Here is a 26,370-nt window from a genome sequence, read left to right on the forward strand (position 1 = left end):
CATCGGGTAGTCGTCGGCGCGCGCGGCTGCCTACCATGCCGGATGGCCGGGCCGGTTGGGTGCCGTGGATGCTGCACTCGCAACGTGCAGGCCGGGCGCGGCCGTGACATAACACCTGTCGGAGAATCCAGCACATGAGCCGCATGACCCCTCGCCACACTTCCAGGCTCTCGCCATGCTGGGCCTGATGCTGGCTGCCGCCATGGCCAGCGCGCCGCTGGAAGCGCCCGCATGGCATGACGGGCTGGACTGGCACGGCGTGCACGTGGGCATCCGGCGTGACGCGCAGGACACCTACACCCTGGACTGGCCGTTCGGGCAGCGGGTGATTGCGCCGCAACCGTTCAAGGCCGATACCGCCAGTGCGCTGTTCGACGGCTTGTACGCGATGGCGCAGGACGATCTGCGCCAGGACTCGGTGAGCGCGATCCGCGACGGCGCCTTCGACCACGGCGCGCCGATTCCCTGCCACTGCTTCGAGACCGGGCTGAAGTGGCCATACGTGTGGACGCGCGACCTGTCGTACGCGATCGACCTCGGCCTGTGGCGGTTCGACCGCGCCCGCGCGCGCAACGGGCTGGAGTTCAAGCTGTCCGGCGTGCGCGAACCATCCGCGCCGCAGGGCCTGTACGTGATGCAGGACACCGGCTCGGGCGGCAGCTGGCCGATCAGCACGGATCGCGTGGTGTGGTTCCTCGCCGCGCGGCACCTGCAGGACGATGCCGCGTTCGCCGACAAGATGCGCACGGCCCTGCGCGACACCCTGGCGCAGGACCGGCAATACGCGTTCGACGCCAATTTCGGCTTGTACCGCGGCGAGACCTCGTTCCTGGACTGGCGCGAACAGACCTACCCGGCGTGGACCGCCAACGAGGTGACCTTCATCGGGCAATCGTTCGCGCTGTCGACCAACGTGCTGCACTACGAGGCGTTGCAACTGGCCGCCGCGCAGGCCGGCGCCGATCACCAGGCTACCGCCAGGAACACCTACCGCACCCAGGCCGCGGCGCTGAAGCAGGCGATCAACCTGCACTTCTGGCGCGCCGACCGCGGCATGTACATGAGCTACATCGGTGGCGACGGCACGCCGGTGGACAGCTACGACCTGCTCGGCATCTCGCTGGCGATCGCCAGCGGAGTGGCCGACGGCGAGCGCGCGCGCCAGACCCTGGAGAACTATCCGAGCTGGCCGGCCGGCAGCCCGGTGATCTGGCCCGAACGCAGCGACCAGCCGATCTATCACAACCGCGCGATCTGGCCGTTCGTCAGCGCCTACGCGCTGCGCGCCGCACGCACGGTCAACGACCCGGCGCGCATCGCCCACGAGATCACCTCGGTGATGCGCGGCGCGGCGCTGGTCGGCTCCAACATGGAAAACTACGAGCTGCTGACCCAGGGCCAGCACGTGGACGAGGGCAAGCTCAGCGGCCCGGTGGTCAATTCGCCGCGCCAGCTGTGGTCGGTGGCGGCGTACCTGGACGTGGTGACCGAGGGCGTTTTCGGCGTGGAGGAAGACGGCCGCGTGCAACCGAAGCTGCCTGTCTCGCTGGTGCCGATGCTGTTCGGCGCGCGCAACGCCATCAGCCTGGACCTGCCCGGTCGCCGGATCACGCTGCAATTGCCGGCCAAGCGTGACGGCAACCTGCTGGTCGCCGATCGCATCCGCACGCAAGGCACGCATGCCACCGTGACGTTGAAGGCGATCCGGGCCGACGCACCGCCGCTGCGCATGGACGCCCCGCTGTACGCGCCGATCGCCCCGGCCGCGCCGACGCTGGCCGCCGACGGCGATCGCTGGATCGTCAACGGCGACGGGAAGCTGCAGCTCTACGTCAACGGGCGGCGCGCCGGTGCCATCGACGGCCACGGCACGCTCGCCCGCACCGAGGATCTCGCCTGCGTGCGCGCCACCCGCGTCGATGCGCATGGCCTGGAATCCCTGCCCAGCCCGGCGACCTGCGTCGGCCCGGTCGATCAGGCCGGCGGCGACTGGCCGCGCCACTGGATCGCGCCCGCCACCGGCAGCTATCGCGTGTGGGCGGATTACCGCAACGCCAACGGCCCGATCAACACCGGCGTCACCGCCGCGGTGAAATGGCTGCTCATCAACTGCGATGGCAGCGACACGCAGCGCGTGCCGCTGGTGATGCCGCACAGCGTGGCCACCCAGCCATCCACCCATGGCCGCTTCAGCGCCACCGACAAGGCGCGCTGCACGTTCGCGCTGGAGGACGGTCTCAACATGAGCTACCTGCAGCACTTCGCGCACTACACGGGCGGTACCGGCGGCATCGACGGGCCGTTGAACCAGGCCGAGGTCGACGACCTGCACATTGCGCCGCTGGCGGACGGAACCCGTACCCCATGAGCAGGAAACCCGAGCTGTCGTTCTGGCAGATCTGGAACATGTGTTTCGGCTTCCTGGGCATCCAGTTCGGCTTCGCATTGCAGAACGCCAACGTCAGCCGGATCTTCCAGACGCTCGGCGCCGAGGTGAACGACATCCCGATCCTGTGGGTGGCCGCACCGCTCACCGGGCTGATCGTGCAGCCGATCATCGGCCACTACTCCGACCGCACCTGGAACCGGCTCGGCCGTCGCCGGCCGTATTTCCTGGCCGGCGCGATCCTCGCCACGCTGGCCCTGCTGGCGATGCCGAACTCACCCACGCTGTGGGTGGCTGCAGGGCTGCTGTGGATCATGGACGCCTCGTTCAACGTGTCGATGGAGCCGTTCCGCGCCTTCGTCGGCGACCAGTTGCCGGAGCACCAGCGCCCGCGCGGCTTCTCCATGCAAAGCGTGTTCATCGGCGTGGGTGCGGTAGTGGCGTCGCTGATGCCGTGGCTGCTGACCAAGGTCGGCGTCAGCAACGTCGCCCCGGATGGCGCGATTCCGGACACGGTCAAATACGCCTTCTACGCCGGCGGCGCCCTGCTGATGGGTACGGTGCTGTGGACCGTGCTCTCCACGCGGGAGTACCCGCCCGAGCAGTTGCGCGAATTCGACGACGACGCCAGGCCCATGCCCGTGGACGCCTCGCGCGCGTGGCGGCCCGGCCTGCTGCTGATCGTCGGCGGCCTGCTGGTATGGCTGGCCATCCGGCACTTCTCGCTCGAAAAGGAACTCTACGTGCTGGCCGGCGGCCTGCTGGTGTTCGGCGCGCTGTTCGCCTGGCTTGCCTTCAGCCGCACAGAGGGCATGCTGCGCGAGGTGATGGGCGATCTCTACAGCATGCCGGATGCGATGCGGCGGCTCGCCATCGTGCAGTTCTTCTCGTGGTTCGCGCTGTTCGCGATGTGGATCTTCACCACCCCGGCGGTAACCGCCGTGCAGTTCGGCAGCAGCGACCCGCATTCGGTGGCCTACAACACCGGCGCCAACTGGGTCGGCGTGCTGATGGGTGCGTACAACGGCTTCGCCGCGCTGGCGGCGATCGCGATCCCGCTGCTGGTGCGCCGCATCGGCCTGCGCTGGAGCCACCTGGTCAACCTGTGGCTGGGCGGCGCGGGGCTGCTCTCGTTCCTGTTCATTCGCGACCCGGACTGGCTGCTGCTGTCGATGGTCGGCGTGGGCGTGGCGTGGGCCTCGATCCTGTCGCTGCCCTACGCGATGCTGTCGGACAACCTGCCCGCGCAGAAGATGGGCGTGTACATGGGCATCTTCAATTTCTTCATCGTGATCCCGCAGCTGATGGCGGCCAGCGTGCTCGGCCTGCTGCTGCGGTTGTGCTTCCACGACGAGCCGATCTACGCGCTGGCGCTGGGCGGTGCCAGCCTGTTCGTGGCCGGCCTGTTCACCCTGCGCGTGCGCGAGCCCGCCATCGATGACGGAAAGCCTTCGCCCGCCCCGTAGGAGCCCGCTCGCGGGCGATGCTCTCGAAGTCGGGATATGCAAGAGCAAGAGCTATCGCCCGCGAGCGGGCTCCTGCACGGAGAGTCGGAAGGGTCAGACGTACTCGACCACCTCAAGCCCGAAGCCGCCCAGTCCCACCAGTTTGCGCGGCGTACCCAACACGCGCAGGCGGTGCACGCCGAGGTCGGCCAGCATCTGCGCGCCGAGGCCAAGCTGGCGCCACTCCTGCTGCTGCGCATCCTCCGGCGCCTGCGCCGCCGGCTTGCCCTGCAACCGCGCGAGCAGGGCCTCCGGCGTGTCCTCGCCGGAGAGCACCAGCAGCACGCCGCGACCCTCGTCGGCGATGCGGCGCAAGGCCGAAGTGACGGTGAGGCCGAGGTCGTCGCGCTTGAGATGCAGCACGTCGGACAAGGTATTGCGCACGTGCACGCGCGAGAGCACCGGCGAGCCGTCGTCCACGGTGCCGCGCACCAGCGCGTAGTGCAGGCCGCGACGGATCACGTCGCGGTACGCCACCAGCCGGAACGGGCCGAACTCGGTCTCCACCGATTCCTCGTGTACGCGCTGCACGGTCTTTTCGGTTTCCAGCCGGTAACGGATCAGGTCGGCGATCGAGCCGATCTTCAAGCCGTGCCTGGCCGCAAAGACTTCCAATTCGGGACGACGCGCCATCGAGCCGTCTTCATGCAGCACTTCGATCAGCACCGCCGACGGCTCCAACCCGGCCAGCGCGGCCAGGTCGCAGCCGGCCTCCGTGTGGCCGGCGCGGGTCAGCACGCCGCCCGGTTGCGCGGTGAGCGGAAAGACGTGGCCGGGCTGGGCCAGGTCCTGTGGCTTCGCATCGGACTTCACCGCCACCTGGATGGTGCGCGCGCGGTCGTGCGCCGAAATGCCGGTGGTGACGCCCTCGGCCGCCTCGATCGAGACGGTGAAATTGGTGTGGTAGACCGAGGTGTTGTCGCTCACCATCGGCCGCAGCCCGAGCTGGCGCGTGCGCTGCTCGGTGAGCGTGAGGCACAGCAGGCCGCGCGCCTCGCGCACCATGAAGTTCACGTCTTCCGGCCGCACCATCTGCGCGGCCATGATCAGGTCACCCTCGTTCTCGCGGTCCTCGTCGTCGAGGATCACGACCATGCGGCCGGCGCGGATGTCTTCGAGGATTTCGGGGATGGTGTTGAAGGGCATGGGGACGTCCTGGGGAATTTTGATTTGATCGCAGTGACAGGGAGTGAGTGGAGAGGAGTGAGAAGTGAGAGAAGGCATCTCGAAGCTGCGGCTCTCTCTCACTTCTCACTCCTCCCCACTCACTTCTCGCCTTCAGGCAAAGCCGTGCTGTTTCAAGAACGCCTCGTCCAGCTTCGGCGCCTCGCCGCTGGCCAGCAGGCGCTCGACATAGCGTGCAATCACGTCCACCTCGATGTTCACCGCATCACCCGCGCGGCGCGCGTGGAACGCCGTGTGCTCGACCGTGTGCGGGATCAGGTTGACGCCGAAGCGATGGCCGGCGACTTCGTTGACGGTGAGGCTGGTGCCGTCGATGCAGATCGAGCCTTTCGCGGCGATGTAGCGCGACAGGGCGGCGGGCACTTCGAACGTCCAGCGCTGCGAGCGGCCATCGGGCGTGATCGAGACCACCCTGCCCAGCCCGTCGACATGGCCGGAGACCAGATGCCCACCGAGCCGGTCGGCCACGCGCAGTGCCTTTTCGAGATTCACCGGATCGCCGGGCTTCAACTGGCCCAGCGACGTCAGCGACAGCGTCTCGTTGGAAACATCGGCGCTGAAGCCGCGCGCATCCAGCGTGATCGCAGTGAGACACACGCCGGAGACGGCGATCGAGTCGCCGAGCTGCACGTCGGTGAGGTCGAGGTCGGCGGTATCGACGTGCAGGCGCACGTCACCGCCGCGCGGTTCGAGTCGCACAACGCGTCCCACGGTCTGGATGATGCCGGTGAACATCAGCACACCTCCCGGGGGGAGATGGCAAGCGAGACTGAAACGATGACAGGCATGAAACGTTCTCCGCGTCGGAAAGCGAGAACGCCCCAAGGCATGAGGCAGACGCATGGCATCGCTGCCATCCGCCTGGCCGTCTTCTTTCATCCGGACTGTGGGCCGCACCGGCGAACCGGAACAACCTGGACCGTCGGCTCCGGCATCGGACCGGATCTGCTGACCTCCCGATGCTGCCGGGAGCGCTCGCGGGCTCGTTCCGAGGAACCTACCGCCGGTGGGGAATTTCGCCCCGCCCTGAAGACGTTTGCCGATGAACCGGCCGCCGGATTCTAACACGCCCGCCATGCGCCACTCGCGCGCCAGCCGTTTGCCCGCCCGCTGCGGCATCATGTCCGTCCCTGCCAAGGAGGTTTCCATGCGCAAGCATCGACGCGACTGGTCGACGTGGCTCGCCATCCTGCCGGCCATGTTCTGGCTGGCCCACGCGCGCGCCGGCGAGGCGCCGGCCGACGTCTACACCGGCACGCTGGGCCGGCAGGCCATCGTGCTGCAACTCACCCCCGGCGACGACGCCGCCACGGCCGGCCGCTACTTCTACGTGCGCCACCACCGCGACATCGCCTTGTCGGGCGCGCCGGCCAGCAACGGTCACCTGCAACTGCGCGAAGGCTGGGACGCCGACGCCAACGGCCCGCGCATCGCGCTGGACCGGCAAGCCGACGGTGGCTGGCGCGGCCAATGGCAGGACGACAAGGGAACGACCCTGCCGGTCGCCCTGCACCCGGCCACGGTGGCGCCGCCCCCCGCCGATACGCCGCCCTGGCTGAAGCAGCTCCATGCGAGCGACCGCTACGACTACCTGCGCCTGGCCGGCCTCAAGCCACAGGCCGGCCAGCGCGAAACCTTCATGGGCCATGCCCTGCAGTGGTGGCGCGTGCCCGACGCCGGCATCGCGTTCTTCGAGATCCTGGACGGGTACCCGCCCGCCGAGCTTGCGCGCATCAACCAGGTGCTGATGGACCGGATGTGGCGGGAAACCGGCAGCTACTACGACTGCATGTTCAACCACTTCAACGAAGGCGATTACGAGCAGACGGTGACGCCGCGCCTGCTCACGGCGAACCTCGTCAGCGTCAGCGTGTTCACCAATTACTACTGCGGCGGCGCCCATCCGGACTTCGGCGATGCGGCGATCAACCTCGACGCACACACCGCCCGGACGCTGGAGCTGGAAGACATCCTGTGGCTGGGCAAGGGCAAGCCGCTGCACTACGCCACAGACGCCGACGGCAACCCCGCACCCGGCTCGGCCAGCTTCGAGGCGTGGTCGGATTACCGCGAGCAGCACCTGGCGCCCTGGCTGGCGCGTCAATGGCGGCAGCTCTATCCGCAGGAGACGACGGCCACCGGCGGCGAAGACGATTGCGGCTACGACGACCCCGGCGTGTGGCAGTTCGTGAGCTGGCACATGACACCGAAGGGCTTGTTCATCGGCCCCTCCTACGCTCGCGCCGCGCGCGTGTGCGAAGCCAACGACGACTGGTCGGTGCTGCCGTGGGAGACGGTGCGCCGGCACCCGGGGCGGCTCCGGCCCGGCTTGCCCTGAGTGACGCTGTGCGCATGTTGGCGAGCGGGCGACGTGCGTGAGCGCGTCAGGCCGGCGGGCGCAGGCGCAAGCGGATATCCGGACCGAGCATGCGCTGGTCGACCACCTGCAACTGCCAGCGCGATGCCATGTCGGCCAGCGACGGCAACTGCAGCAGCGACCGCGCGCTGTCGCCCAGCAGCAAGGGCGCGACATAGAGCAGCAGTTCGTCGACCAGGCCGGCCGCGAACAGCGCACCGCACAGGGTCGGGCCGGCTTCGACGTGCACCTCGTTGCAGCCGCGTCCGGCCAGCAGGGCGAGCACGGCGGGCAGGTCGAGTCCGTGGTCTCGTGTCGCCACCGCAAGGCGTTCCGCCCGGGCAAAGCGATCGTCTGCGCACGTTGCCGCAGCGCCATGCAGGACCAGCGTCGGCGCCGCGCCGTCCAGCACATGGCTGCCGGCGGGCGTGCGCAGTTGGCGATCCAGCAGCACGCGCAGCGGCGGCATGAACTCCTCGTCCTGCGGCAACCGGACGGTGAATCGCGGATCGTCCGCCAGCACCGTGCCACTGCCGGTGAGGATTGCCGAGCTGCGCGCGCGCCAGCGCTGCACGTCCAGGCGCGCCGCATCGCCGGTGATCCACTTCGACTCGCCACTGGCCAGTGCGGTGCGCCCGTCCAGGCTCATCGCCAGCTTCACCCGCACGAACGGGCGGCCGCGTTCGAGACGGCCGAGGAAGCCGCAGTTCAACTCGCGCGCCGGCCTGCGCAGCAGGCCGGTTTCGACCGCAACGCCGGCGGCGCGCAACTTGTCGATACCGCGACCGGCCACCTGCGGAAACGGATCTTCCGCGGCAATCACCACCCGCGCCACGCCGGCAGCCACCAGCGCATCGGCGCATGGCGGCGTACGTCCATGGTGTGCGCACGGCTCCAGGGTCACGTAGGCGGTGGCGCCCCGCGCCCGCGCGCCCGCCTCGCGCAACGCATGTACCTCCGCGTGCGGCTCGCCGGCGCGCTGATGAAAGCCGGTACCGATCACCTCGTCGCCATGCGCGATCACGCAGCCCACGCGCGGATTCGGCTGGGTGGTGTACAGGCCGCGCTCGGCCAGGCGCAGCGCGTGCGCCATGTGGAGGTGGTCAGTGCCTGAAAATGCCATGCGTCGATTGTACGGGCCCGCTGGCGGGCGATGCTCTTGGCCGGGAATCGGCCTTTCGACAAGCTCGGGACGGTGAATTGGGGAATCGGAGAAACGGGAGCATCGCCCGCCAGCGGGCTCCTACGGTTTGCGCGTACCGCCACCGAGCAGGGGAAGCTGCAGATCGGACAGGCCCGGCAGGTCGCGTTCCAGCTTCTCGATCTCCTCGCGGAACGCGTGCACGTCCTCGAACTTGCGGTAGACCGAGGCGAAACGCACGTAGGCGACCTGGTCGAGGTTCTTCAGCTCGCGCATCACCAGCTCGCCGACCTGGCGCGAAGGCACCTCGCGTTCGCCGCTGCGGCGCAGGTCGTTGACGATCGCCCGCACCGCCGCGTCCACCGCATCACTGGCCACCGGCCGCTTCTGCAACGCCCGCTCGAAACTCACCCGCAACTTGCGCTCGTCGAAGGTCTCGCGCCGCTCGCCGCTCTTCACGATCGCCGGCAACTTCAGCTCGGCCGTCTCGAACGTGTTGAAGCGCTCGCCGCACTGCGGACACTCGCGCCGCCGCCGCACGGTCGAACCGTCCTCGGTCAGGCGCGAGTCGATCACGCGCGTGTCTTCGTGCTGGCAGAAGGGGCAATGCATGGGTCAGGAATGAGGGTAGAGAAGTGAGTAACGAGAGAACAGCATCAACGCCGACTATCTCTCACCTCTCACTCCTCTTCACCCACTTCTCGCTCAGCCGTAGACCGGGAATTTGCGGCACTGCGCCGTCACCGCGTCGCGCACGCGGGCGATCACGGCGGCGTCGTTCGGGGCGTCGAGCACGTCGCAGATCCAGCCGGCCAGGGCCACGCAGTCGGCTTCCTTGTAACCGCGGGTGGTGGCGGCGGGGGTGCCTACGCGCAGGCCGGAGGTGACGAAGGGCTTTTGCGGGTCGTTCGGCACGGCGTTCTTGTTGACCGTGATGTGCGCCTTGCCCAGCGCGGCCTCGGCGTCCTTGCCGGTGATCGGCTTGCCGATCATGTCGACCAGCATCAGGTGGTTCTCGGTGCCGCCGGAGACGATCTTGTAGCCGCGTTCGATGAAGGTCTTCGCCATTGCCTTGGCGTTCTTCACCACCTGCGTCTGGTACTCCTTGAACGCCGGTTCCAGCGCTTCCTTGAACGCCACCGCCTTGGCCGCGATCACGTGCATCAGCGGGCCGCCCTGGATGCCGGGGAACACGATCGACTGCAGCTTCTTCTCGATCTCCTCGCCCGCGCCCCTGCTCACGATGATGCCGCCGCGCGGGCCGCGCAGGGTCTTGTGGGTGGTCGAGGTGACCACGTGCGCGTGCGGCAGCGGGCTCGGATAGACGCCGGCGGCGACCAGGCCGGCGACGTGGGCCATGTCGACGAAGAACAGCGCGCCGACCGAATCGGCGATCCGGCGCATGCGCGCCCAGTCGACCACCTGCGAGTAGGCGCTGAAGCCGCCGACCAGCATCTTCGGCCGGTGTTCGGTGGCCAGGCGCTGCAACTCGTCGTAGTCGATCAGGCCGTTCTCGTCGACGCCATACTGCACCGCGTTGAACAGCTTGCCGGAGATGTTGACCTTGGCGCCGTGGGTGAGATGGCCGCCATGCGCGAGCGACATGCCCAGGATGGTGTCGCCCGGCTGCAGCAGCGCCAGGTACACCGCCTGGTTCGCCTGCGAACCGGAGTGCGGCTGCACGTTGGCGTAGTCGCAGTCGAAGAGCTGCTTGAGCCGCTCGATCGCCAGCTTCTCGGCCACGTCCACGTACTCGCAGCCGCCGTAGTAGCGCTTGCCGGGATAGCCCTCGGCATACTTGTTGGTGAGCTTGGAGCCCTGCGCTTCCATCACCCGCGGGCTGGCGTAGTTTTCCGAGGCGATCAGCTCGACGTGATCTTCCTGGCGCTGGCCCTCGTGGGCGATGGCCTGGGCCAGTTCGTCGTCGTAACCGGCAATCGTGCAGTCCTTGGGGAACATTCTGGCCTCGTGAAATGGCGGGTGGGCAAGTCGGAAATTGTAGCCCCGGCCGGCATTTCCGGCCACCGACACGCCGCCGACCCGGCGCAGGATGAATATTTGAATGACAGATATTGAAATCTGTCATTCAAATATCTACTATTCCCACTCCCCCGAACCGGCACACCCCATGAAACACCGCACCCTGGGCCGCAGCGGCCCGCAGGTTTCCGCCCCCGGCCTCGGCTGCATGGGCATGTCGGACTTCTACGGCGACACTGATCGCAGCGAAAGCATCGCCACCGTGCATGCCGCGCTGGACGCCGGCGTCACCCTGCTCGACACCGGCGATTTCTACGGCATGGGCCACAACGAGCTGCTGCTTGGCGAGGCGCTGGCCGGCCGCCCGCGCGACAGCTACCAGCTCAGCGTGAAGTTCGGCGCCCAGCGCGGGCCGGACGGCGCGTGGCTCGGCTACGACGCGCGCCCGGCGGCAGTGAAGACGGCGCTGGCGTATTCGCTCAGGCGCCTGCGCACTGACTGCATCGACGTCTATCGCCCCGCGCGGCTCGATCCGAACGTGCCGATCGAGGACACCGCGGGCGCCATCGCCGAGCTGGTGCAGGCCGGCTACGTGCGCCATCTCGGCCTGTCCGAAGTTGGCGTGGAAACCATCCGCCGTGCACATGCCGTGCTGCCGGTGGCCGACCTGCAGATCGAGTACTCGCTGATCTCCCGCGGCATCGAGCAGGCGATCCTGCCGGCGTGCCGCGAGCTGGGCATCGCCGTCACCGCCTACGGCGTGTTGTCGCGCGGCCTGATCAGCGGCCACTGGGCGAAGGATCGCGGCACCGACGCGCGCGACTTCCGCCAGCACAGCCCGCGCTTCCAGGGCGACAACCTCGAACACAACCTGCAGCTGGTCGACCTGCTGCGCGGCTTGGCCGAGGCACGCGGCTGCAGCGTGGCGCAACTGGCGATCGCCTGGGTGCTGGCGCGTGGCGACGACATCGTGCCGCTGGTCGGCTCGCGCACCCGCGAACGCCTGGCCGAGGCGCTGGGGGCGCTGACCGTCACGCTGGGCGCGGACGACCTCGCCGCGATCGAGCGCGCCGTGCCATCGGATGCCGCCGCGGGCGAGCGCTACGCCGCCACCCAGATGGCGATGCTCGACAGCGAACGCTGAACCACCTTTCCGCTCGACGAGGAGATCCGACATGTACGCCATCATGGACATCACCGGCCAGGTCGGCAGCGCGGCCGCGAAATACCTGCTGGAGCGCGGCCAGCGCGTGCGCGGCATCGTGCGCGGCAAGGACAAGGCCGCGGCCCGAGCCGTGCGCGGCGTCGACCTCGCGGTCGCCGAGGGAGCGGAGGCACTGGCCGCGGCATTTGCCGGAACCGAGGGCGTGTTCGTCGCGTTGCCGGCCAGTCTCGCACCCGGTTCCGACTTCGCCGAATCGCGCGCCATGATCGCCGCACTGGCCAGCGCCCTGCGCAAAGCCACGCCAGCGAAAGTGGTGGCGCTGTCCTCCATCGGCGCACAGCACGCGCGCGACCTGGGCTTGCTCACTCCCCTGCACCTGCTGGAGCAAGCGCTGGACGCGCTGCCCCTGCCCCGCGCCCACGTGCGCGCCGCCTGGTTCATGGAGAACCTGAGCCGGCACGTGGTGCCTGCGCAACTCGAAGGCCATCTGGAAAGTTTCCTGTCGCCGCTCGATCGGGCGATACCGATGGTCTCCACCGACGACGTCGGCCGCACCGTCGCCAGCACGCTGGAGGAAACCTGGTTCGGTCGCCGGTTGATCGAGGTCGAAGGGCCGCGGCGCTACAGCCCGCTCGACATGGCGCAGTCGTTCGCCGCGGTGCTGGAGCACGACATCGAGACGACCGCGATACCGCGCGACCAATGGGCAACGCGCTTCGCTGACGAAGGCATGCCGGCGGACCGCATCGCCGGGCACGTCGCCATGCTGGACGGCTTCAACAGCGGCTGGATCGCGTTCGAGAAGCGCGCGACGGAACACGTCTGCGGCCGCATCCCGCTGGGTTACGTGGCGGACGAACTCGTCTGTGCCACGCTCGATGTGCTTGAATCGGCGGCATGAACGACTCCGTACTCACGCCCGAACGCATCCTTGCCGCTGCCGAAGACGTGCTGCGACGCTATGGCCCCGGCAAGGCGACCGTGGTCGACGTGGCGCAGGCGCTCGGGGTCAGCCATGGCAGCGTGTACCGGCATTTCGCCAGCAAGGCGGCGCTGCGCGAGGCGGTCCTGCAGGGCTGGCTGGCACGGTCGATGGCGCCGCTGCAGGCGATCGCCAACAGCCGCACGCCACCGCCGGCACGCCTGCGCCAGTGGTTCACCGCGCTGCGCCAGACCAAGCGCGACAACGTGCTGGGCGACCCCGAGCTGTTCGCCACCTACAGCGCGCTGGCGGCGGAGGCGGGCGACGCCATCGCCGAGCACAAGGCGCGCATGCAGCAGCAGATCGCCTCGATCCTTGCCGCCGGCGTGGCCAGCGGCGATTTCCGCCCGCTCGATCCACCCGCTGCCGCACGGGCACTGTTCGACGCCACCGCGCGCTTCCACTACCCGGGCCTCTCGCACCTGTGGGACCAGCCCGGCGAGGATGCCGCGTTCACGCAGCTGCTCGACCTGTTGCTGGCCGGCCTGGCCCCGGCGCCCGCTGCGCCACGGCGGCGCAAACCGGCGCGCTGAACGGCGTAACGCCGGCGCAAGCCGCTATAATGCGTGGTTTGTCGAATTCCCTCCCCGTGCCGGTGCTCCCGGCGGCGGGGCGCTCGCCTTCGGAGGTTGCATGAGCTCGCAGTACATCTACACCATGAACGGGGTCAGCAAGATCGTCCCGCCGAAGCGCCAGATCATCAAGGACATTTCGCTCAGCTTCTTCCCCGGCGCGAAGATCGGCCTGCTCGGCGTCAACGGCGCGGGCAAGTCCACCGTGCTGCGCATCATGGCCGGCGTGGACACCGACTTCCAGGGCGAGGCGCGCGCGCAGCCCGGCACCAAGGTCGGCTATCTGGCGCAGGAGCCGGATCTGAACCCGGACAAGACCGTGCGCGAAGTGGTCGAGGAAGGCGTGGCCGAAATCCTCGATGCGCAGAAACGGCTCGAAGAGGTCTACGCCGCCTATGCCGAAGACGGTGCCGATTTCGACGCGCTGGCCAAGGAGCAGGAGAAGCTGGAAAACCTGCTGGCCGCCAACGATGCCCACGCGCTGGAGCGCCAGCTCGAGGTGGCCGCCGACGCGCTGCGACTGCCGCCGTGGGATGCGAAGATCGGCCCGCTCTCCGGCGGCGAGAAGCGCCGCGTGGCGCTGTGCCGCCTGCTGCTGTCCAAGCCGGACATGCTGCTGCTGGACGAGCCGACCAACCACCTGGACGCCGAATCGGTGGACTGGCTGGAAAAATTCCTGCACGACTATCCCGGCACCGTGGTGGCAGTCACCCATGACCGCTACTTCCTCGACAACGCCGCCGAGTGGATCCTCGAACTCGACCGCGGCCGCGGCATCCCGTGGAAGGGCAACTACACCGAGTGGCTGGAGCAGAAGGACCAGCGCCTGAAGCAGGAAGCCAACCAGGAGAAGTCGCGCCAGAAGGCGATCGCCAAGGAGCTGGAGTGGGTGCGCTCGGCCGCCAAGGGCCGCCAGTCCAAGGGCAAGGCCCGCTTGGCCCGCTTCGAGGAACTTAACTCGGTCGACTACCAGCGCCGCAACGAGACCAATGAGATCTTCATCCCGCCGGGCGAGCGGCTGGGCCAGGAGGTGATCGAGTTCAAGAACGTCACCAAGTCGTTCGGCGACCGCGTGCTGATCGAGGACCTGTCGTTCAAGGTGCCGCCGGGCGCGATCATCGGCGTGATCGGCCCGAACGGCGCCGGCAAGTCCACCATGATGAAGATGATCATGGGCAAGGAGACGCCGGACTCGGGCGAGGTGAAGCTGGGCCACACCACCAAGCTCGCCTACGTCGACCAGTCGCGCGACGCGCTCGACCCGAAGAACAACGTGTGGCAGGAGGTGTCCGGCGGCTCGGACATCCTCACCATCGGCAACTTCGAGATCCAGTCGCGCGCCTACATCGGCCGCTTCAACTTCAAGGGCACTGACCAGCAGAAGATCGTCGGCAGCCTGTCCGGCGGCGAGCGCGGCCGCCTGCACATGGCCAAGACCCTGCTGCAGGGCGGCAACGTGCTGCTGCTCGACGAGCCGTCCAACGACCTGGACGTGGAAACCCTGCGCGCGCTGGAAGATGCCCTGCTGGAATTCCCCGGCTCGGCGATCGTGATCTCGCATGACCGCTGGTTCCTCGACCGCATCGCCACCCACATCATCGCGTTCGAGGGCGACTCGCACGTCGAGTTCTTCCCCGGCAACTACAACGAGTACGAGGCCGACAAGAAGCGCCGCCTCGGCGAGGAAGGCGCGCGGCCGCACCGGGTGAAGTACAAGAAGCTGGCCTGAGAGCAGGAGTGAGTGGAGAGGAGTGAGAAAAGAGAGATAAAGCGTCGACGAACCCGCCTTCTCTCGTTTCTCACTCTTCTTCACTCGTTTCTCGAACGGAGATCCCGATGCACTTCATGCAGTCACTGCAGCAAGCCTGGACCCGCAACGACTCGCTGGTCTGCGTCGGCCTCGATCCGGAACCGACGAAATTCCCCGCGCATCTGCGTGACACGCCCGACGCGGTGTTCGATTTCTGCCGCGCCATCGTCGACGCCACCGCCGACCTGATCTGCGCGTTCAAGCCGCAGATCGCGCATTTCGCCGCGCTGCGTGCGGAGGAAACGCTGGAGCGGCTGATCGCGCACATTCATGCGCAGCATCCCGGCGTGCCGGTGATCCTCGACGCCAAGCGCGGCGACATCGGTTCCACCGCGCAGCACTACGCCACCGAAGCATTCGAGCGCTATCGCGCCGACGCGGTGACCTTGAACCCCTATCTGGGCCGCGATTCGATCCAGCCGTTCCTCGATCGTGCCGACAAGGGCGTGATCCTGCTCTGCCGCACCTCCAACCCCGGCGGTGCGGATTTCCAGGCACTGGATTGCGGCGGGCAACCGCTCTACCTGCGCGTAGCCGAAACCATCGCCCGCGACTGGAATGCGCACGGCAACTGCGCGCTGGTGACCGGTGCCACCTGGCCCGAGGAAATCCGCCAGGTACGTGCACTGATCGGCGACATGCCATTGCTGGTGCCGGGTATCGGCGCGCAGGGCGGCGACATCGAGGCGGTGATGCACGCGGGCCGCACCCGCGAGGGCCTCGGCCTGATGATCAACTCCTCGCGCGGCATCATCTACGCCGGCTCCGGCGAGGACTTCGCCGCCGCCGCGCGCGCCGCCGCCAGCGAGCTGCGCGGGGCGATCAACCGCTGCCGCTGAGCGGCGTCACTCTCGCATCAGGACGCGAAGCGACCGGCAACCAGCGAAGAAAAGCGCCGGGACGCCGGTCAGCCGGTCGCCATCTTCGCCGCCTGCAGCGCCTTCGCCTTCAGGTCGAGCGTATCGGCCGCATCCAGCAACGCCCGCGCAAAGCTGCGCACCTCGGCCGGACGCAGGGCGTACCAGCTGCCGCCGGTGCTGGCCTCGCCCACGTTGCGTCCCGCGCGCGACACACAATGCGGCCGGAAAATCACCATGCCGGTCAGCGGCTCCGAACTGATGTCCGCAGACACGATCTGCAGGTGTGTGTCGTCTTCTTTCTTCACCGAAGCTCTCCCGGACGGACAGCCGTCTTCCGGACACTTTACGCCGCCGGGCATTCAGGGATTGTTGGCCGCCCCGCCAGCGAACCGAACCGACGGGAACCGGCGTCGACAGGCGCTGCCATATCCGGCGCGGCGTGGGCGCGCGCCGGTCGGACCGGCGCATGTGCCATGGGCGCTCCCGCAACCGATTGCCGAGCTGGCCGCACTGGCGGCCATGAGCGAACGCAGCTTCATGCGCCACTTCAGGCAGGCCACCGGCACCAGTCCGGTGCATTGGCTGATCGGCGCGCGAGTGGATCGTGCGCGGGAATTGCTGGAAAGCTCGACGCTCTCCATCGACGCGATTGCCGGGCAGTGCGGCTTCGGCAGCGCGATCACGCTGCGCCATCATTTCCGGCGCAAGCTGGCGATCAGCCCGGCGGCTTATCGGTCGCGCTTCGCGCAGACACGCCGCGGCTGAGCGGTCACGGGCACCGCCCCGCGCGGCTTCAGCGCACGTGGACCCAGTACACGCGGGTGCCGTTGGCACGATCCTCCGCACGGTGACCTTCGCGACCTTCCACCACGGTGCCCCAGTTTGAGCGCAGCGAACCCAGCACGATGCGGTCGATGCGCAGCTTCTCGCCGGCCTGGATGAGGAAGTTCGCCTCGATCACCATCACGCCCTCGCGCTCGAACACCAGGGTGGCGCCGCGCACCGCGCCCGCGCCCCAGCCGATGTGCAGTTCGCACGGTACCGGCGAGAACACACCGCGGTTGTCGAGGCTCCAGCCTTCGGTCTTGCCCAGCAGCGATTGCAGCTCCGGGTGGCTCCAATCGACGTTGTTGCCCGATGGGGGCTTGGCGTGATGGTTCATGAGCATGGCTCCTCGCACGCGTGGGCAGCCACCGGGAAGGCGAGGCTTCCCGGCCGGTCGGTTCCGCCATGCAGATGGCCAAAGCGTGGGCTCATGGCCTCGGTAACGGCAGGCCCGCCCGCCACTTGAGCGGCGCGTTCAGGCATCTGCTGGCGGCTGACCCGGAAACAGCACGTCGGTGTAGCCGAATTTGCTGAAATCGGTGATGCGCGAGGGGTAGAGGCGACCGATCAGGTGGTCGCATTCGTGCTGCACCACGCGCGCGTGGAAACCCTCGGCGGTGCGTTCGATGCGCTGGCCGCGCGGGTCGAGGCCCTGGTAGCGGATCAGCGAAAAACGGCTCACCGCGCCGTTCAGCCCGGGCACGGACAGGCAGCCCTCCCAGCCCACCTCCATGTCCTGCGACAGCGGGGTGATCACCGGATTGAGCAGGATCGTCTGCGGCACCTCGGGGGCGTCGGGATAGCGCTCGGAATGCTCGAAGCCGAAGATCACCAGCTGCAGGTCCACGCCGATCTGCGGCGCGGCCAGGCCCACGCCGTCGGCAGCGCGCATGGTCTCGAACATGTCCTTGATCAGCATGTCGAGCTCCGCGCTGCCGAGCATCGCCGGGGGCACCGGCGGCGCGATGCGCAGCAGCCGGGGGTCACCCATCTTGAGGATCTCGTGGATCATGCCTGCCTCGCTTTCGCCATGCCGACCATCCTGCCCGCGTCCACGTGAACGCGGCATGTGTTGCCGCGGTCGCGGCTGCCGTCAGCGGCCGAACACTTTCTTCAGCAGGTCAGTGGTGCGCGCGCCGGGGTTGGTCCGGATGGATTGCTCCTGCGCGCCGATCTCGGTGAACAGGCCGTCGAGGGTCTTCGCGGTGACGTAATCGTCCAGGTCCAGCGCCGTGCCGCCGTGCGTCGACTTGTCATGGTCGAGCGCACCCAGCAGGCCGCCCAGCGCACCGCTGCTGCTGCCGGACATGAACGCCTTGTATTTCTGGGTGACGCCGACGCTGTCGGTGGCCTTGGCGACGATCGGATGGATGCGCGCCGTCAGCGCCTCGCCGGCGACGCGGCGGAAGTAGTCGGTGGCTGCGTGGTCGCCGCCAGTGAGGATGCCGCGCGCGTCGTCGAGCGTCATCTTGCGGATGGCGTCGCCGAAGATCTCGGCCACCTGCGGCACCGCCTTTTCCGCCGCACGGTTCATGCTCAGCTCGAACGCGTCCACCTTGGCGCCCTGGCCGAGCTGGCGCGCCAGCTTGCCGGCCTGTTCCAGCTTGCCCGGGAGCGGGATGCGCACCTTGGCGTTGTTCCAGAAACCGCCGTCGCGGCCGAGGTTGTTGATCGCGCTGGTGGTGCCCTTGGCCAGCGCCTCCTTGAGGCCGGCGGCGATGTCGCTGCTCGGCAGGTTGCTGCCCTTCGCCGGCGTGGCGTGGGTGGATTGCCTGGCCTTGTTCAACAGGTCCTTGAACTGGCTGGCGTTGGCTGCGGGGGTGCCCGTGGCGAGGAGGAATACGGCCAGGAAACTGCAATGTGCCAGGACGCGCATGACGAACTCCTCGCAATCGACAGGGCGGCCAGTGTAGCGCCGCCATGCCTCCCGCAACGAAGCCGGGCGCGCCTGCCATTCGACCAATGGCTAATGCCGGCGCGCGGCTTCCGGGATTGACCCCCGCCGCCGGCAGGACGATTCTTGCGGCATTGCCGAGGAGAACCGCCATGCAAGTCGCCGTGCGCAGATCCGGTGTCGCCAGCAAGCTGGTATGGGCCGCCGTCGCCATCATCGGTGCAACCTGCCTCGGCGTGGTGGCGCTCAGGCGCGGCGAACCGGTCAACGCGATCTGGCTGGTGGCCGCGGCCATCGCGGTGTTCTCGATCGGCTTTCGCTTCTACGGCAAGTTCGTCGAGCACTCGGTGCTGCGGCTGGACCCGACGCGCGCGCCACCCTCGGTACTGCGCAATGACGGGCTCGACTACGTGCCCACCGACAAGTGGGTGGTGTTCGGCCATCACTTCGCCGCGATCGCCGGCGCCGGCCCGCTGGTCGGCCCGGTGCTGGCCGCGCAGATGGGCTATCTGCCCGGCACCTTGTGGATCCTGTTCGGCGTGGTGTTCGCCGGCGCGGTGCAGGACTTCATGATCCTCGGCCTCTCGCTGCGCCGCGACGCCCGCTCGCTCGGCCACATGCTGCGCGAGGAACTCGGCCCGTTGCCCGGCCTGGTGGCGATGATCGGCGTGCTGGTGCTGATGATGATCGTGCTGGCGGTGCTGGCGCTGGTGGTGGTCAAGGCGCTCACGCACAGCCCGTGGGGCACCTTCACCGTGGCCTGCACCATCCCGATCGCCTTCCTGATGGGCGGCTACATGCGCTGGTTCCGGCCGGGACGCATTCTCGAAGTGTCGATCATCGGCCTGATCCTGCTGCTGCTCTCGATCTGGGCCGGCAAGTTCGTGGCGGACTCGGCCACGCTGGCACCGCTGTTCGACATGGATGCCAAGGCGCTGGCCTGGTGGCTGATCGGCTACGGCTTCGTCGCCTCGGTGCTGCCGGTGTGGCTGCTGCTGGCACCGCGCGATTACCTTTCCACCTTCCTCAAGATCGGCACCATCGCGCTGCTGGCGCTGGCCATCCTGATCACCGCACCGGACCTGCAGATGCCGGCGGTGACGCGTTTCATCGACGGCACCGGCCCGGTGTTCGCCGGCGACCTGTTCCCGTTCCTGTTCATCACCATCGCCTGCGGTGCGGTGTCGGGCTGGCACTCGATCATCGCCTCGGGCACCACGCCCAAGCTGCTCGCCAACGAGGGCCAGGCGCGCATGGTCGGCTACGGCGGCATGCTGATGGAGGCGTTCGTGGCGATCATGGCGCTGATTGCCGCCACCTACCTGCACCCGGGCGTGTACTTCGCGATGAACTCGCCGAGCGCGATCATCGGCAGCACGGTGCAGGACGCGGCCACCACGATCAGCCAGTGGGGCTTCGTGGTGACGCCGGAGCAGTTGCTGCAGACCGCGAAAGACATCGGCGAAAACAGCATCCTCAGCCGCGCCGGCGGCGCCCCCACGCTGGCGGTGGGCATGGCGCAGCTGCTGCACAACATCATGCCCTCCGGCGGCCTGATGGCGTTCTGGTACCACTACGCGATCCTGTTCGAGGCGCTGTTCATCCTCACCACGGTGGACGCCGGCACGCGCGTGGGCCGCTTCATGATCCAGGAGATCGCCGGCCTGATCCACAAGCCGCTGCAGGAAACCGATTCATGGGCCGGCAACCTGCTGGCCACCGCGATCTGCGTGCTCATCTGGGGCTACTTCCTGTACCAGGGTGCGGTCGACCCGCTGGGCGGCATCAACACCTTGTGGCCGCTGTTCGGCATCGCCAACCAGATGCTCGCCGCGATCGCGCTGATGCTGGCCACCGTGGTGGTGGTGAAACTCAAGCGCGAGCGCTACGTGTGGGTGCCCGGCATCCCCGCGCTGTGGCTGATCATCTGCACGCTCACCGCCGGCTACCAGAAACTGGTCGGCCCGATCAGCTTCACCGCGGCGGCCAACAAGTACGCCGACGCCATGCAGCAGGGCCAGTTGCTGGCGCCGGCCAAGACCACCGCCGCCATGCAGCAGATCGTCACCAACAACTACGTCGACATGGTGCTCACCGGCCTGTTCATGGCGCTGGTCGTGGTGATGGTGCTGTTCTCCCTGCGCTCGCTGGTCAAGGCCTGGCGTACCAACCACCCGACCGCGCACGAGGAACCCTACGTGGCGCTGAGCAGCGTGGCCGGCTGAGATGAACGCGACGTTCCGGTCCGTGCGCAAGTGGGCGGTGCAAACCGCCCGCCTGTGCTGCGGCATCCCCGACTACGACGGCTACGTCAAGCACCTGCGCGAACACCATCCCGAGCGCAAGGTGCCGAGCTACGGCGAGTTCTTCCGCGAGCGCCAGGAAGCGCGCTACAAGGGTGGCGGCGGGCGCTGTTGCTGAGCGTCCGCGCGGCACGGCGTGCCGGCTTCAGGGTTTGCGCGCCACGACGATCTGGCTGATCGGCATGAACTCGTCCAGCTGCTGCTTGAGCTGCGCGCCCTGCGGCATGTCCAGCAGCGCCTGCCAGGCCGCGGTCCAGTGATCGAGTACCGGATGCGCGGGGTCATGCAGCTCCACCCGGCAACCCCAGAACAGCGCCCACCAGATCGACCAGAAAAAGCCGTGCTGGGTGTGCTCCACCACCACCAGGCCAGCCTCGCCGATCCATTGCGCGAACTCGTCGCGTCCGATCACCCGCAGTGCGCCACCGGGCAGCTCGCGGGACTCCGGCGGCAACACCTTTTCCTGCAGCGTCTCCTGCAGCGCGCCGGGCACGCTGAGCAGGTAGATGGCGCCGGATGCGCCGACACGGAACAGCTCGGCCAGCACCTGACGCGGGTCGTCGACGTGCTGCAACACCTCGGTGCAGATCACCCGCGTGGCGATGCCGTCGTCCAGCGGCAGCGGGTTCGCGTCGCTGACCAGCGCGGTCTGCGTGCCGCGGCCCTCGACGCTCAGCCGGGCGCGCACCTCGCGGATCACCTGCGGCTCGCGGTCGACGGCGTAGACGCGGGCACCGTGGCGCGCGCAGAACACGCTGTTGACGCCGGCGCCGCAGCCAACGTCCACCACCACGTCACCGGCGCCGATCGGCACGCCGCGGAACAGCTCGCCGCTGTCCTCGCGATACCAGCCGCCGAGTTTCGCGTCGCGCAGGCCGACCGCCGACGGGCCATGCGGCGCGGGCTCGTCCACGGCGGTGGAATGCTCGACGGGATGGGGCATGGCTGGCCTCCGGAACGGGTAAACGAAGAGTGGGGCACGCGCGCATCCTCCACGAACGAACCCGGTGCGCCACCCGGTCCGCGCAGTGTGGCACTGCGAAGCGTGCGAGGCATGCCGCCGGCACGCGCCGGACCGGCGACAATTCCGGCCGCTCCCCCCCCCCCCCCGCTGCCACCCGATCTCCGCCTGGCCACGGCGAGTTCTTCTGCGAGCGCAAGGAAGCGCGCTGCAAGGGCGACGGCGGGCGCTGTTGCTGGAGGAAGAACCCAGTCGGGTCCCTTGTATCGGAAACCCCGGCAGACCCGGCACCTATTCCGACTCGCGTCAGCGGAACAGGACTCCGGGCGTATCGAACGATGCCGCCCTGCGCTGGATCAACTCCGTCTTGATGACCCGCTCCAGGTCATCCGCAAACCCGCGCATGGCACTCTCGCTGCCGAAGGAGGCGGTCATGGCGTTTCTACGGGTGCCGGGCCCGCCGGCCAGCGCTTTCGCCACCACGACGCTTCCGACATACGCGTTGAACTCCTGCTCAAGCCAGCGGCACACGATCGCCGTTTCCTTGGCCTGGATATAGTCATTGGCGACGTCAATACGCGCCGATGATCGCCCCGACCATTTCGGCGACGGCGGATACAGCCCCTCGACCGCGGCGCTCCCCGGGCGCGCCATGCTCCTCGCAGTTCGTTGGTCGCGCCCGGCTTGCCGGTTGACCCAGGCTGCGGGTGCGGTGTCGTTGGCCGTGTTGGTCTCCCCACTCCAGGCAGGGTCGCCCAGACGGGACGGATGGACGAACGCACGCTGGAAAGTGAAGTGCTTGCCATGTGCCGTTGGAGTCGGTGCCTGGTACTCCGTCCCCATCAGGTCGAGCATCATCAGTCCCATCATCCAGGCACGGGCATTGCGCATCGGCTCGGCTATGAACATGACGGCAGACAGCAGCGGCAAGGCCGAGATGGTGTCAGTTGCACCAGCCGTCTGCGGGGCCGAGGCCTTCTGCGGAGCCTTGCGTTTCGACTCGTCGGGGTTCATGTCGACTGTCCAGCGCGTACCCTTCGCCTGGAGTCCGCCGCCGGTTCTGGGGGCGGTTCCCTTGAGCACGCCGCGCAAGGACGCCGCGATACGCTGCGACCAGACGACACCTTCCATGCCGGAGACCGTATTGCCTTCGTGCATGAACTTGCCGAACTCGCGATAGCTCGCACCATCGGCCCGATTCCAGATGGTGCCGGCGCGGGCGTCGGTGCCCGAATAGCCGACGTCACACATGTAACACCCATCGGCGAAGCCGCCACTGCGTCCGTCCTTGATCTTGTGGATCAGGCGACCGGCGATGGAAAAGTACAGGTCCTGCGACCGACGGCTTGCCGCGGCCTGCCAAGCGCCGGCGTAACTGCCGTACCCGCCAAGGACGTAGGGATCAGCCTGGGAGCCGCTCCCCGGAGGCGCGCTGGCACCGGCCTGCACGGCACGGGCAGCGGCATCCACCCACTCCAGCAGCGTCGAGCCGGGAATGTACAGGCTGTGCTGTTGTCGGCGTCCGGTGCTCCAGTCGGCCAGGTAGTCCACGTCGATAGCGAGATGGTCGAACATCCGTTTGTCTCCCTTTTGTCGTTCCAACAGGTGCCGGCAAGCATGCTCCGGAACTCGCATGGACTGCTCGAGTCAGAGCGGCTCCGGTCCGGGGTTGCCGGGCGCTTGTCCGTTCGTGCCGGGCTGAGTCGGCGCCGCCATGCTTCCCCCGAAGCGGCAGCCAGCGACGACCGTAGCCAATCACGACCAGCACCGACATCCGCCCGCTCAATGCAACACATCCCAAGCTCGACCGGAAAAAAGACAGGCCGACCCGAGGCGCCACGTGACCTCGGCAAGCGACCGCCCCACCGGGGGTGAGCAAGTGCTACAGGGTTGGATGATCCTCGTCGGCTGTCAAGATCGCACACAGCTCCATTTCCGCGAACTCGTGCCATCACGCACAGGCGGCCCCACGCCTGATCGGCGAGAATGTCTGCTGCCCATGTCTTCCCCGCCCATGCCCAACTCCGAATCCGTCGACGCAGCCACCCCCGCGGCGACCGCACGCGGCCAGCACCACGCCGGCCTGCGCGTCATCGCGATCTACGAGATCATCAAGACCGCGTGCCTGCTGCTGGTGGCGCTGGCGGCGTTCCACTTCTATCGGCAGCAGAACTTCGAGCAACTGGTGCACTGGCTGGAGCACCTGTCGCTGGCCGACAGCAACGGCCTGCGCTGGAAACTGGTGGAACTGCTGCACCAGCTCGGCCCCGGCAAGTTCGAGGCGGTGGGGCTGGTGGCGCTCGGCTACGCGGTGCTGTTCGGCATCGAGGGCGTGGGCCTGTGGCTGGGCAAGCACTGGGCCGAGTGGTTCACCGTGATCGCCACCGGTTCGCTGATCCCGCTGGAACTGTACGAGACGCTGTACCACTTCGGCTGGATCAAGCTGGCCACCCTGGTCGGCAACGTGGCGATCATCGTCTACCTGGTACGCATCGCGCTGCAGCCGGGTGTCGCCCCGCCCGCAGGGGAACGCCCTCACACCTCGTGATGCACCGCCTCGGCCGGCAGCTCGTCGCGCCGCGGCATCAGCTCCACCAGGTACATCGCTGCCAGCACCAGGCCGCCGCCGGCAAGCATGCGCCAGGTCAGCGCATCGACGCCGAGCAGTACGGCGAAGGCGGCGGCGAACACCGGCTCGGTGGTCATCACGATGGCGGCACGTGCCGCCGGCAGATGCGATTGCGCCCAGGTCTGCATCACCATCGCGCCGGCGCCGGCGATCAGCGCCATGTACAGCACGACGAACCAGGCGCCGGGGTCCGGCGGCAACATCGGACCGTGCGGCAAGGTGGCCAGCGAGCAGACCCCGGCGATCGCCACCATCTGCACGGCCGACAGGCCGAACGCCTCGCCGCGGCGGGACCACTGCCCAAGCAGCACGATGTGCAGCGCGTAGCACGCCGCCGACGCCAGGGTCAGCCACACGCCCAGGTTGATCTCGAAGCCGTCGAGCGTGAGCAAGGCCAGGCCCGCGGTGGCCACGGCGATGGCCAGCCACACGCTGGCCGCGACGCGCTGGCGCAGCACCAGCAGTGCAAGGATCGGGGTGAACACCACGTACATGCCGGTGGCGAAGCCGCTGACGCTGGGCGAGATCAGCGCCAGTCCCCAGGTCTGCACCAGCTGCCCGACACCGTAGATCACGCCGAGCAGCAGGCCGCGCCGGATCTGCAAAGCGCCGAGCCGCCACGCCTGCCGCCCGAACAGGAGCACCATCGCCAGCGCCGCCATGACGAAACGCACGGCCAGGAAATCGGCCACCGGCATGCGCCCGAGCACGTCCTTGATCAGCACGAAGGTCGAGCCCCACACCGCCGTCATCGCGATCAGGCCGAGAGTGGCGAGGATGGTCAGGGTGCGTGGGGTCATCGGCGAGGAGTGCGTGGAGAGGAGTGAGGAGTGAGAGAACGACAGCGGCGCGACGAGGCGATGTTGCCTCTGGCTTTCCTCACTTGCTTCTCGTTTTCAGCCGCCACCATTGGCCGGGGACCTGCAGCACGAAGTGCGTCCAGATGCCCAGCCACACCACCGCCGACACGAACGGGTTGCGCGCGGCCGGATCATGCTGGCGGAACCAGCGCCACATGCCGCGGTGCTTGTGCCGGCTGACGAACACCGGGCGATGACGGCTGGAGCTGCCCTTGCCATGGGCCACGCGCACGTCGCCGGCAAGCAGCACCCGGTAGCCGATGTCGCGCACGCGGCGGCACAGATCCAGATCTTCGCAATGCAGGAAGTATTTCTCGTCGAAGCCGCCGAGGCGCTCGAACATCTCGCGAGTCAGCAGCATCAGCGCGCCGGAAACCACCTCGCATTCGATCAGCTCGGCGGGAATCTCGCCGCCGACTTCCACCGTCTCGCCGGGCCGGCCGAGCAGCGTGTTGAGCGACCGGCGCAACAGCGGATCGCGCCGCCGCGAAGCCGGGTCGGGCCGACCCTCCGCGTCGCACACCACCGCGCCGATCAGGCCGGCCTTCGGATGCGCGGCCTGCACCGCCAGCAACCGCCTGAGGTCGTCCTCGCCGATCAGGCAATCGGGGTTGAGGATCAGCAGCGCGCGGCCGCCGGCCTGCTTCGCGCCCAGGTTCACCGCCGGGCCGAAGCCGATGTTGCGATGGCTGTAGATCAGCTTGAGCCGCTCGTCGTGCTCGTACGCCCGCGCGATCGCCGGCGGCACGCCATCGTGCGAAGCGTTGTCGACCAGGATCAGTTCCAGCGGCAGCCGGCAGGCAAGCACCTGGCGCACGCAATCGCGCAGATCCGGGCCGCTGTCGGCCGCCACCACGATCACGCTGAGCGCCGGCGAGGACGAGGACGGAGGAATGGCAGGCATGTTCACCGCGCGAAGTATGCGCGGAGACGCGCAGCACGTGAACCTCCGGTTC

25 protein-coding genes and 1 riboswitch are annotated in these 26,370 nt (G+C 68.2%); of the genes, 12 read left to right on the plus strand and 13 right to left on the minus strand.

Annotation, left to right across the window (positions count from 1 at the left end; genetic code table 11):
* Nucleotides 1-175: 175 nt before the first annotated feature.
* Both ACVCMI_RS14990 and ACVCMI_RS14995 read left to right on the plus strand, forming a co-directional pair.
* On the plus strand, nucleotides 176-2,368 hold the full coding sequence (locus tag ACVCMI_RS14990; protein ID WP_447098287.1) for a Six-hairpin glycosidase-like protein: 2,193 nt from the start codon (nucleotides 176-178) through the stop codon (nucleotides 2,366-2,368).
* On the plus strand, nucleotides 2,365-3,852 hold the full coding sequence (locus ACVCMI_RS14995; protein WP_447098286.1) for an MFS transporter: 1,488 nt from the start codon (nucleotides 2,365-2,367) through the stop codon (nucleotides 3,850-3,852). Before ACVCMI_RS14990 ends, ACVCMI_RS14995 begins: the two co-directional genes overlap by 4 nt.
* 93 nt (nucleotides 3,853-3,945) lie before the next feature.
* Here the strand turns inward: ACVCMI_RS14995 and ribB are convergent, their stop codons facing one another.
* Nucleotides 3,946-5,037, minus strand: a complete 1,092-nt coding sequence (gene ribB / locus ACVCMI_RS15000; RefSeq protein ID WP_447098285.1) for a 3,4-dihydroxy-2-butanone-4-phosphate synthase — start codon at nucleotides 5,035-5,037, stop codon at nucleotides 3,946-3,948.
* A 132-nt stretch (nucleotides 5,038-5,169) separates the two neighbouring features.
* Nucleotides 5,170-5,811, minus strand: a complete 642-nt coding sequence (locus ACVCMI_RS15005) for a riboflavin synthase (protein ID WP_447098284.1) — start codon at nucleotides 5,809-5,811, stop codon at nucleotides 5,170-5,172.
* Nucleotides 5,812-5,939: 128 nt separating this feature from the next.
* Nucleotides 5,940-6,114, minus strand: a riboswitch (FMN riboswitch).
* A gap of 109 nt (nucleotides 6,115-6,223) precedes the next feature.
* Here ACVCMI_RS15005 and ACVCMI_RS15010 point away from each other — a divergent pair.
* Entirely contained in the window at nucleotides 6,224-7,414 is a 1,191-nt protein-coding gene (locus ACVCMI_RS15010) for a hypothetical protein (RefSeq protein ID WP_447098283.1), read from the plus strand.
* Between the two features lie 46 nt (nucleotides 7,415-7,460).
* Here ACVCMI_RS15010 and ribD read toward each other — a convergent pair whose 3' ends face one another.
* The 3 genes from ribD to glyA all read right to left on the minus strand — a co-directional run bounded on the left by ribD (nucleotide 7,461) and on the right by glyA (nucleotide 10,532).
* Complete coding sequence (gene ribD, locus ACVCMI_RS15015; protein ID WP_447098282.1) at nucleotides 7,461-8,525, minus strand: bifunctional diaminohydroxyphosphoribosylaminopyrimidine deaminase/5-amino-6-(5-phosphoribosylamino)uracil reductase RibD; 1,065 nt, start codon at nucleotides 8,523-8,525, stop codon at nucleotides 7,461-7,463.
* A gap of 150 nt (nucleotides 8,526-8,675) precedes the next feature.
* Complete coding sequence (gene nrdR, locus ACVCMI_RS15020) at nucleotides 8,676-9,185, minus strand: transcriptional regulator NrdR (RefSeq protein WP_395119928.1); 510 nt, start codon at nucleotides 9,183-9,185, stop codon at nucleotides 8,676-8,678.
* Nucleotides 9,186-9,278: 93 nt separating this feature from the next.
* Nucleotides 9,279-10,532, minus strand: coding sequence for a serine hydroxymethyltransferase (gene glyA, locus ACVCMI_RS15025; protein WP_447098281.1), 1,254 nt, complete (start codon nucleotides 10,530-10,532; stop codon nucleotides 9,279-9,281).
* A 169-nt stretch (nucleotides 10,533-10,701) separates the two neighbouring features.
* Here glyA and ACVCMI_RS15030 point away from each other — a divergent pair, with 169 nt between their 5' ends.
* The 5 genes from ACVCMI_RS15030 (at nucleotide 10,702) to pyrF (ending at nucleotide 15,921) form a co-directional block, all read left to right on the plus strand.
* Entirely contained in the window at nucleotides 10,702-11,697 is a 996-nt protein-coding gene (locus ACVCMI_RS15030; RefSeq protein WP_447098280.1) for an aldo/keto reductase, read from the plus strand.
* Between the two features lie 31 nt (nucleotides 11,698-11,728).
* Nucleotides 11,729-12,619: an NmrA family NAD(P)-binding protein gene (locus tag ACVCMI_RS15035; protein WP_447098279.1), complete on the plus strand. Its 891-nt coding sequence runs from the start codon at nucleotides 11,729-11,731 to the stop codon at nucleotides 12,617-12,619.
* Nucleotides 12,616-13,233 (plus strand): TetR family transcriptional regulator, encoded by a 618-nt coding sequence (locus ACVCMI_RS15040; RefSeq protein WP_447098278.1) that lies wholly within the window; start codon nucleotides 12,616-12,618, stop codon nucleotides 13,231-13,233. The genes ACVCMI_RS15035 and ACVCMI_RS15040 overlap by 4 nt, the downstream gene beginning before the upstream one ends.
* 100 nt (nucleotides 13,234-13,333) lie before the next feature.
* Nucleotides 13,334-15,001 carry an energy-dependent translational throttle protein EttA gene (ettA, locus tag ACVCMI_RS15045; RefSeq protein ID WP_447098277.1) on the plus strand — a complete coding sequence of 556 codons (1,668 nt, stop codon included), beginning with the start codon at nucleotides 13,334-13,336 and terminating at the stop codon, nucleotides 14,999-15,001.
* Nucleotides 15,002-15,108: 107 nt separating this feature from the next.
* Nucleotides 15,109-15,921 (plus strand): orotidine-5'-phosphate decarboxylase, encoded by an 813-nt coding sequence (pyrF, locus tag ACVCMI_RS15050; RefSeq protein ID WP_447098276.1) that lies wholly within the window; start codon nucleotides 15,109-15,111, stop codon nucleotides 15,919-15,921.
* A 68-nt stretch (nucleotides 15,922-15,989) separates the two neighbouring features.
* On the opposite strand, the gene ACVCMI_RS15055 is transcribed toward pyrF, so the two are convergent.
* Nucleotides 15,990-16,247 carry a hypothetical protein gene (locus ACVCMI_RS15055; RefSeq protein ID WP_395119932.1) on the minus strand — a complete coding sequence of 86 codons (258 nt, stop codon included), beginning with the start codon at nucleotides 16,245-16,247 and terminating at the stop codon, nucleotides 15,990-15,992.
* On the opposite strand from ACVCMI_RS15055, the gene ACVCMI_RS15060 reads away from it, so the two are divergent.
* Nucleotides 16,201-16,707: a helix-turn-helix domain-containing protein gene (locus ACVCMI_RS15060; RefSeq protein ID WP_447110609.1), complete on the plus strand. Its 507-nt coding sequence runs from the start codon at nucleotides 16,201-16,203 to the stop codon at nucleotides 16,705-16,707. The two genes, ACVCMI_RS15055 and ACVCMI_RS15060, sit on opposite strands and share 47 nt — an antisense overlap.
* Before the next feature lie 28 nt (nucleotides 16,708-16,735).
* Here the strand turns inward: ACVCMI_RS15060 and ACVCMI_RS15065 are convergent, their stop codons facing one another.
* The 3 genes from ACVCMI_RS15065 to ACVCMI_RS15075 form a co-directional block, all read right to left on the minus strand.
* Complete coding sequence (locus tag ACVCMI_RS15065) at nucleotides 16,736-17,104, minus strand: hypothetical protein (protein ID WP_395119934.1); 369 nt, start codon at nucleotides 17,102-17,104, stop codon at nucleotides 16,736-16,738.
* 138 nt (nucleotides 17,105-17,242) lie between these two features.
* Nucleotides 17,243-17,779: a peptide deformylase gene (gene def, locus ACVCMI_RS15070; RefSeq protein WP_395119935.1), complete on the minus strand. Its 537-nt coding sequence runs from the start codon at nucleotides 17,777-17,779 to the stop codon at nucleotides 17,243-17,245.
* Nucleotides 17,780-17,860: 81 nt separating this feature from the next.
* A complete protein-coding gene (locus ACVCMI_RS15075; RefSeq protein ID WP_447098274.1) occupies nucleotides 17,861-18,643 on the minus strand; it encodes a DUF4197 domain-containing protein in 783 nt (260 codons plus the stop codon).
* Nucleotides 18,644-18,813: 170 nt separating this feature from the next.
* On the opposite strand from ACVCMI_RS15075, the gene ACVCMI_RS15080 reads away from it, so the two are divergent.
* Nucleotides 18,814-20,886: a carbon starvation CstA family protein gene (locus ACVCMI_RS15080; protein WP_447098273.1), complete on the plus strand. Its 2,073-nt coding sequence runs from the start codon at nucleotides 18,814-18,816 to the stop codon at nucleotides 20,884-20,886.
* A gap of 1 nt (nucleotide 20,887) precedes the next feature.
* Nucleotides 20,888-21,082, plus strand: a complete 195-nt coding sequence (locus tag ACVCMI_RS15085; RefSeq protein ID WP_395119938.1) for a YbdD/YjiX family protein — start codon at nucleotides 20,888-20,890, stop codon at nucleotides 21,080-21,082.
* Nucleotides 21,083-21,109: 27 nt separating this feature from the next.
* Here ACVCMI_RS15085 and ACVCMI_RS15090 read toward each other — a convergent pair whose 3' ends face one another.
* Both ACVCMI_RS15090 and ACVCMI_RS15095 read right to left on the minus strand, forming a co-directional pair.
* The gene (locus ACVCMI_RS15090) at nucleotides 21,110-21,907 is read right to left on the minus strand and encodes a class I SAM-dependent methyltransferase (RefSeq protein WP_447098272.1); all 798 of its coding nucleotides are present in this window, start codon (nucleotides 21,905-21,907) and stop codon (nucleotides 21,110-21,112) included.
* Between the two features lie 324 nt (nucleotides 21,908-22,231).
* A complete protein-coding gene (locus tag ACVCMI_RS15095) occupies nucleotides 22,232-23,500 on the minus strand; it encodes a hypothetical protein (RefSeq protein WP_447098271.1) in 1,269 nt (422 codons plus the stop codon).
* A 439-nt stretch (nucleotides 23,501-23,939) separates the two neighbouring features.
* Here ACVCMI_RS15095 and ACVCMI_RS15100 point away from each other — a divergent pair, with 439 nt between their 5' ends.
* The gene (locus tag ACVCMI_RS15100) at nucleotides 23,940-24,473 is read left to right on the plus strand and encodes a DUF2127 domain-containing protein (protein ID WP_447099533.1); all 534 of its coding nucleotides are present in this window, start codon (nucleotides 23,940-23,942) and stop codon (nucleotides 24,471-24,473) included.
* Here ACVCMI_RS15100 and ACVCMI_RS15105 read toward each other — a convergent pair.
* Together ACVCMI_RS15105 and ACVCMI_RS15110 are read right to left on the minus strand one after the other, a co-directional pair.
* Complete coding sequence (locus ACVCMI_RS15105) at nucleotides 24,461-25,354, minus strand: DMT family transporter (RefSeq protein WP_395119941.1); 894 nt, start codon at nucleotides 25,352-25,354, stop codon at nucleotides 24,461-24,463. The genes ACVCMI_RS15100 and ACVCMI_RS15105 overlap by 13 nt on opposite strands.
* 79 nt (nucleotides 25,355-25,433) lie before the next feature.
* The gene (locus ACVCMI_RS15110) at nucleotides 25,434-26,318 is read right to left on the minus strand and encodes a glycosyltransferase family 2 protein (RefSeq protein WP_447098270.1); all 885 of its coding nucleotides are present in this window, start codon (nucleotides 26,316-26,318) and stop codon (nucleotides 25,434-25,436) included.
* Nucleotides 26,319-26,370: the final 52 nt, after the last annotated feature.

Source organism: Rhodanobacter sp. UC4448_H15 (assembly GCF_052978265.1).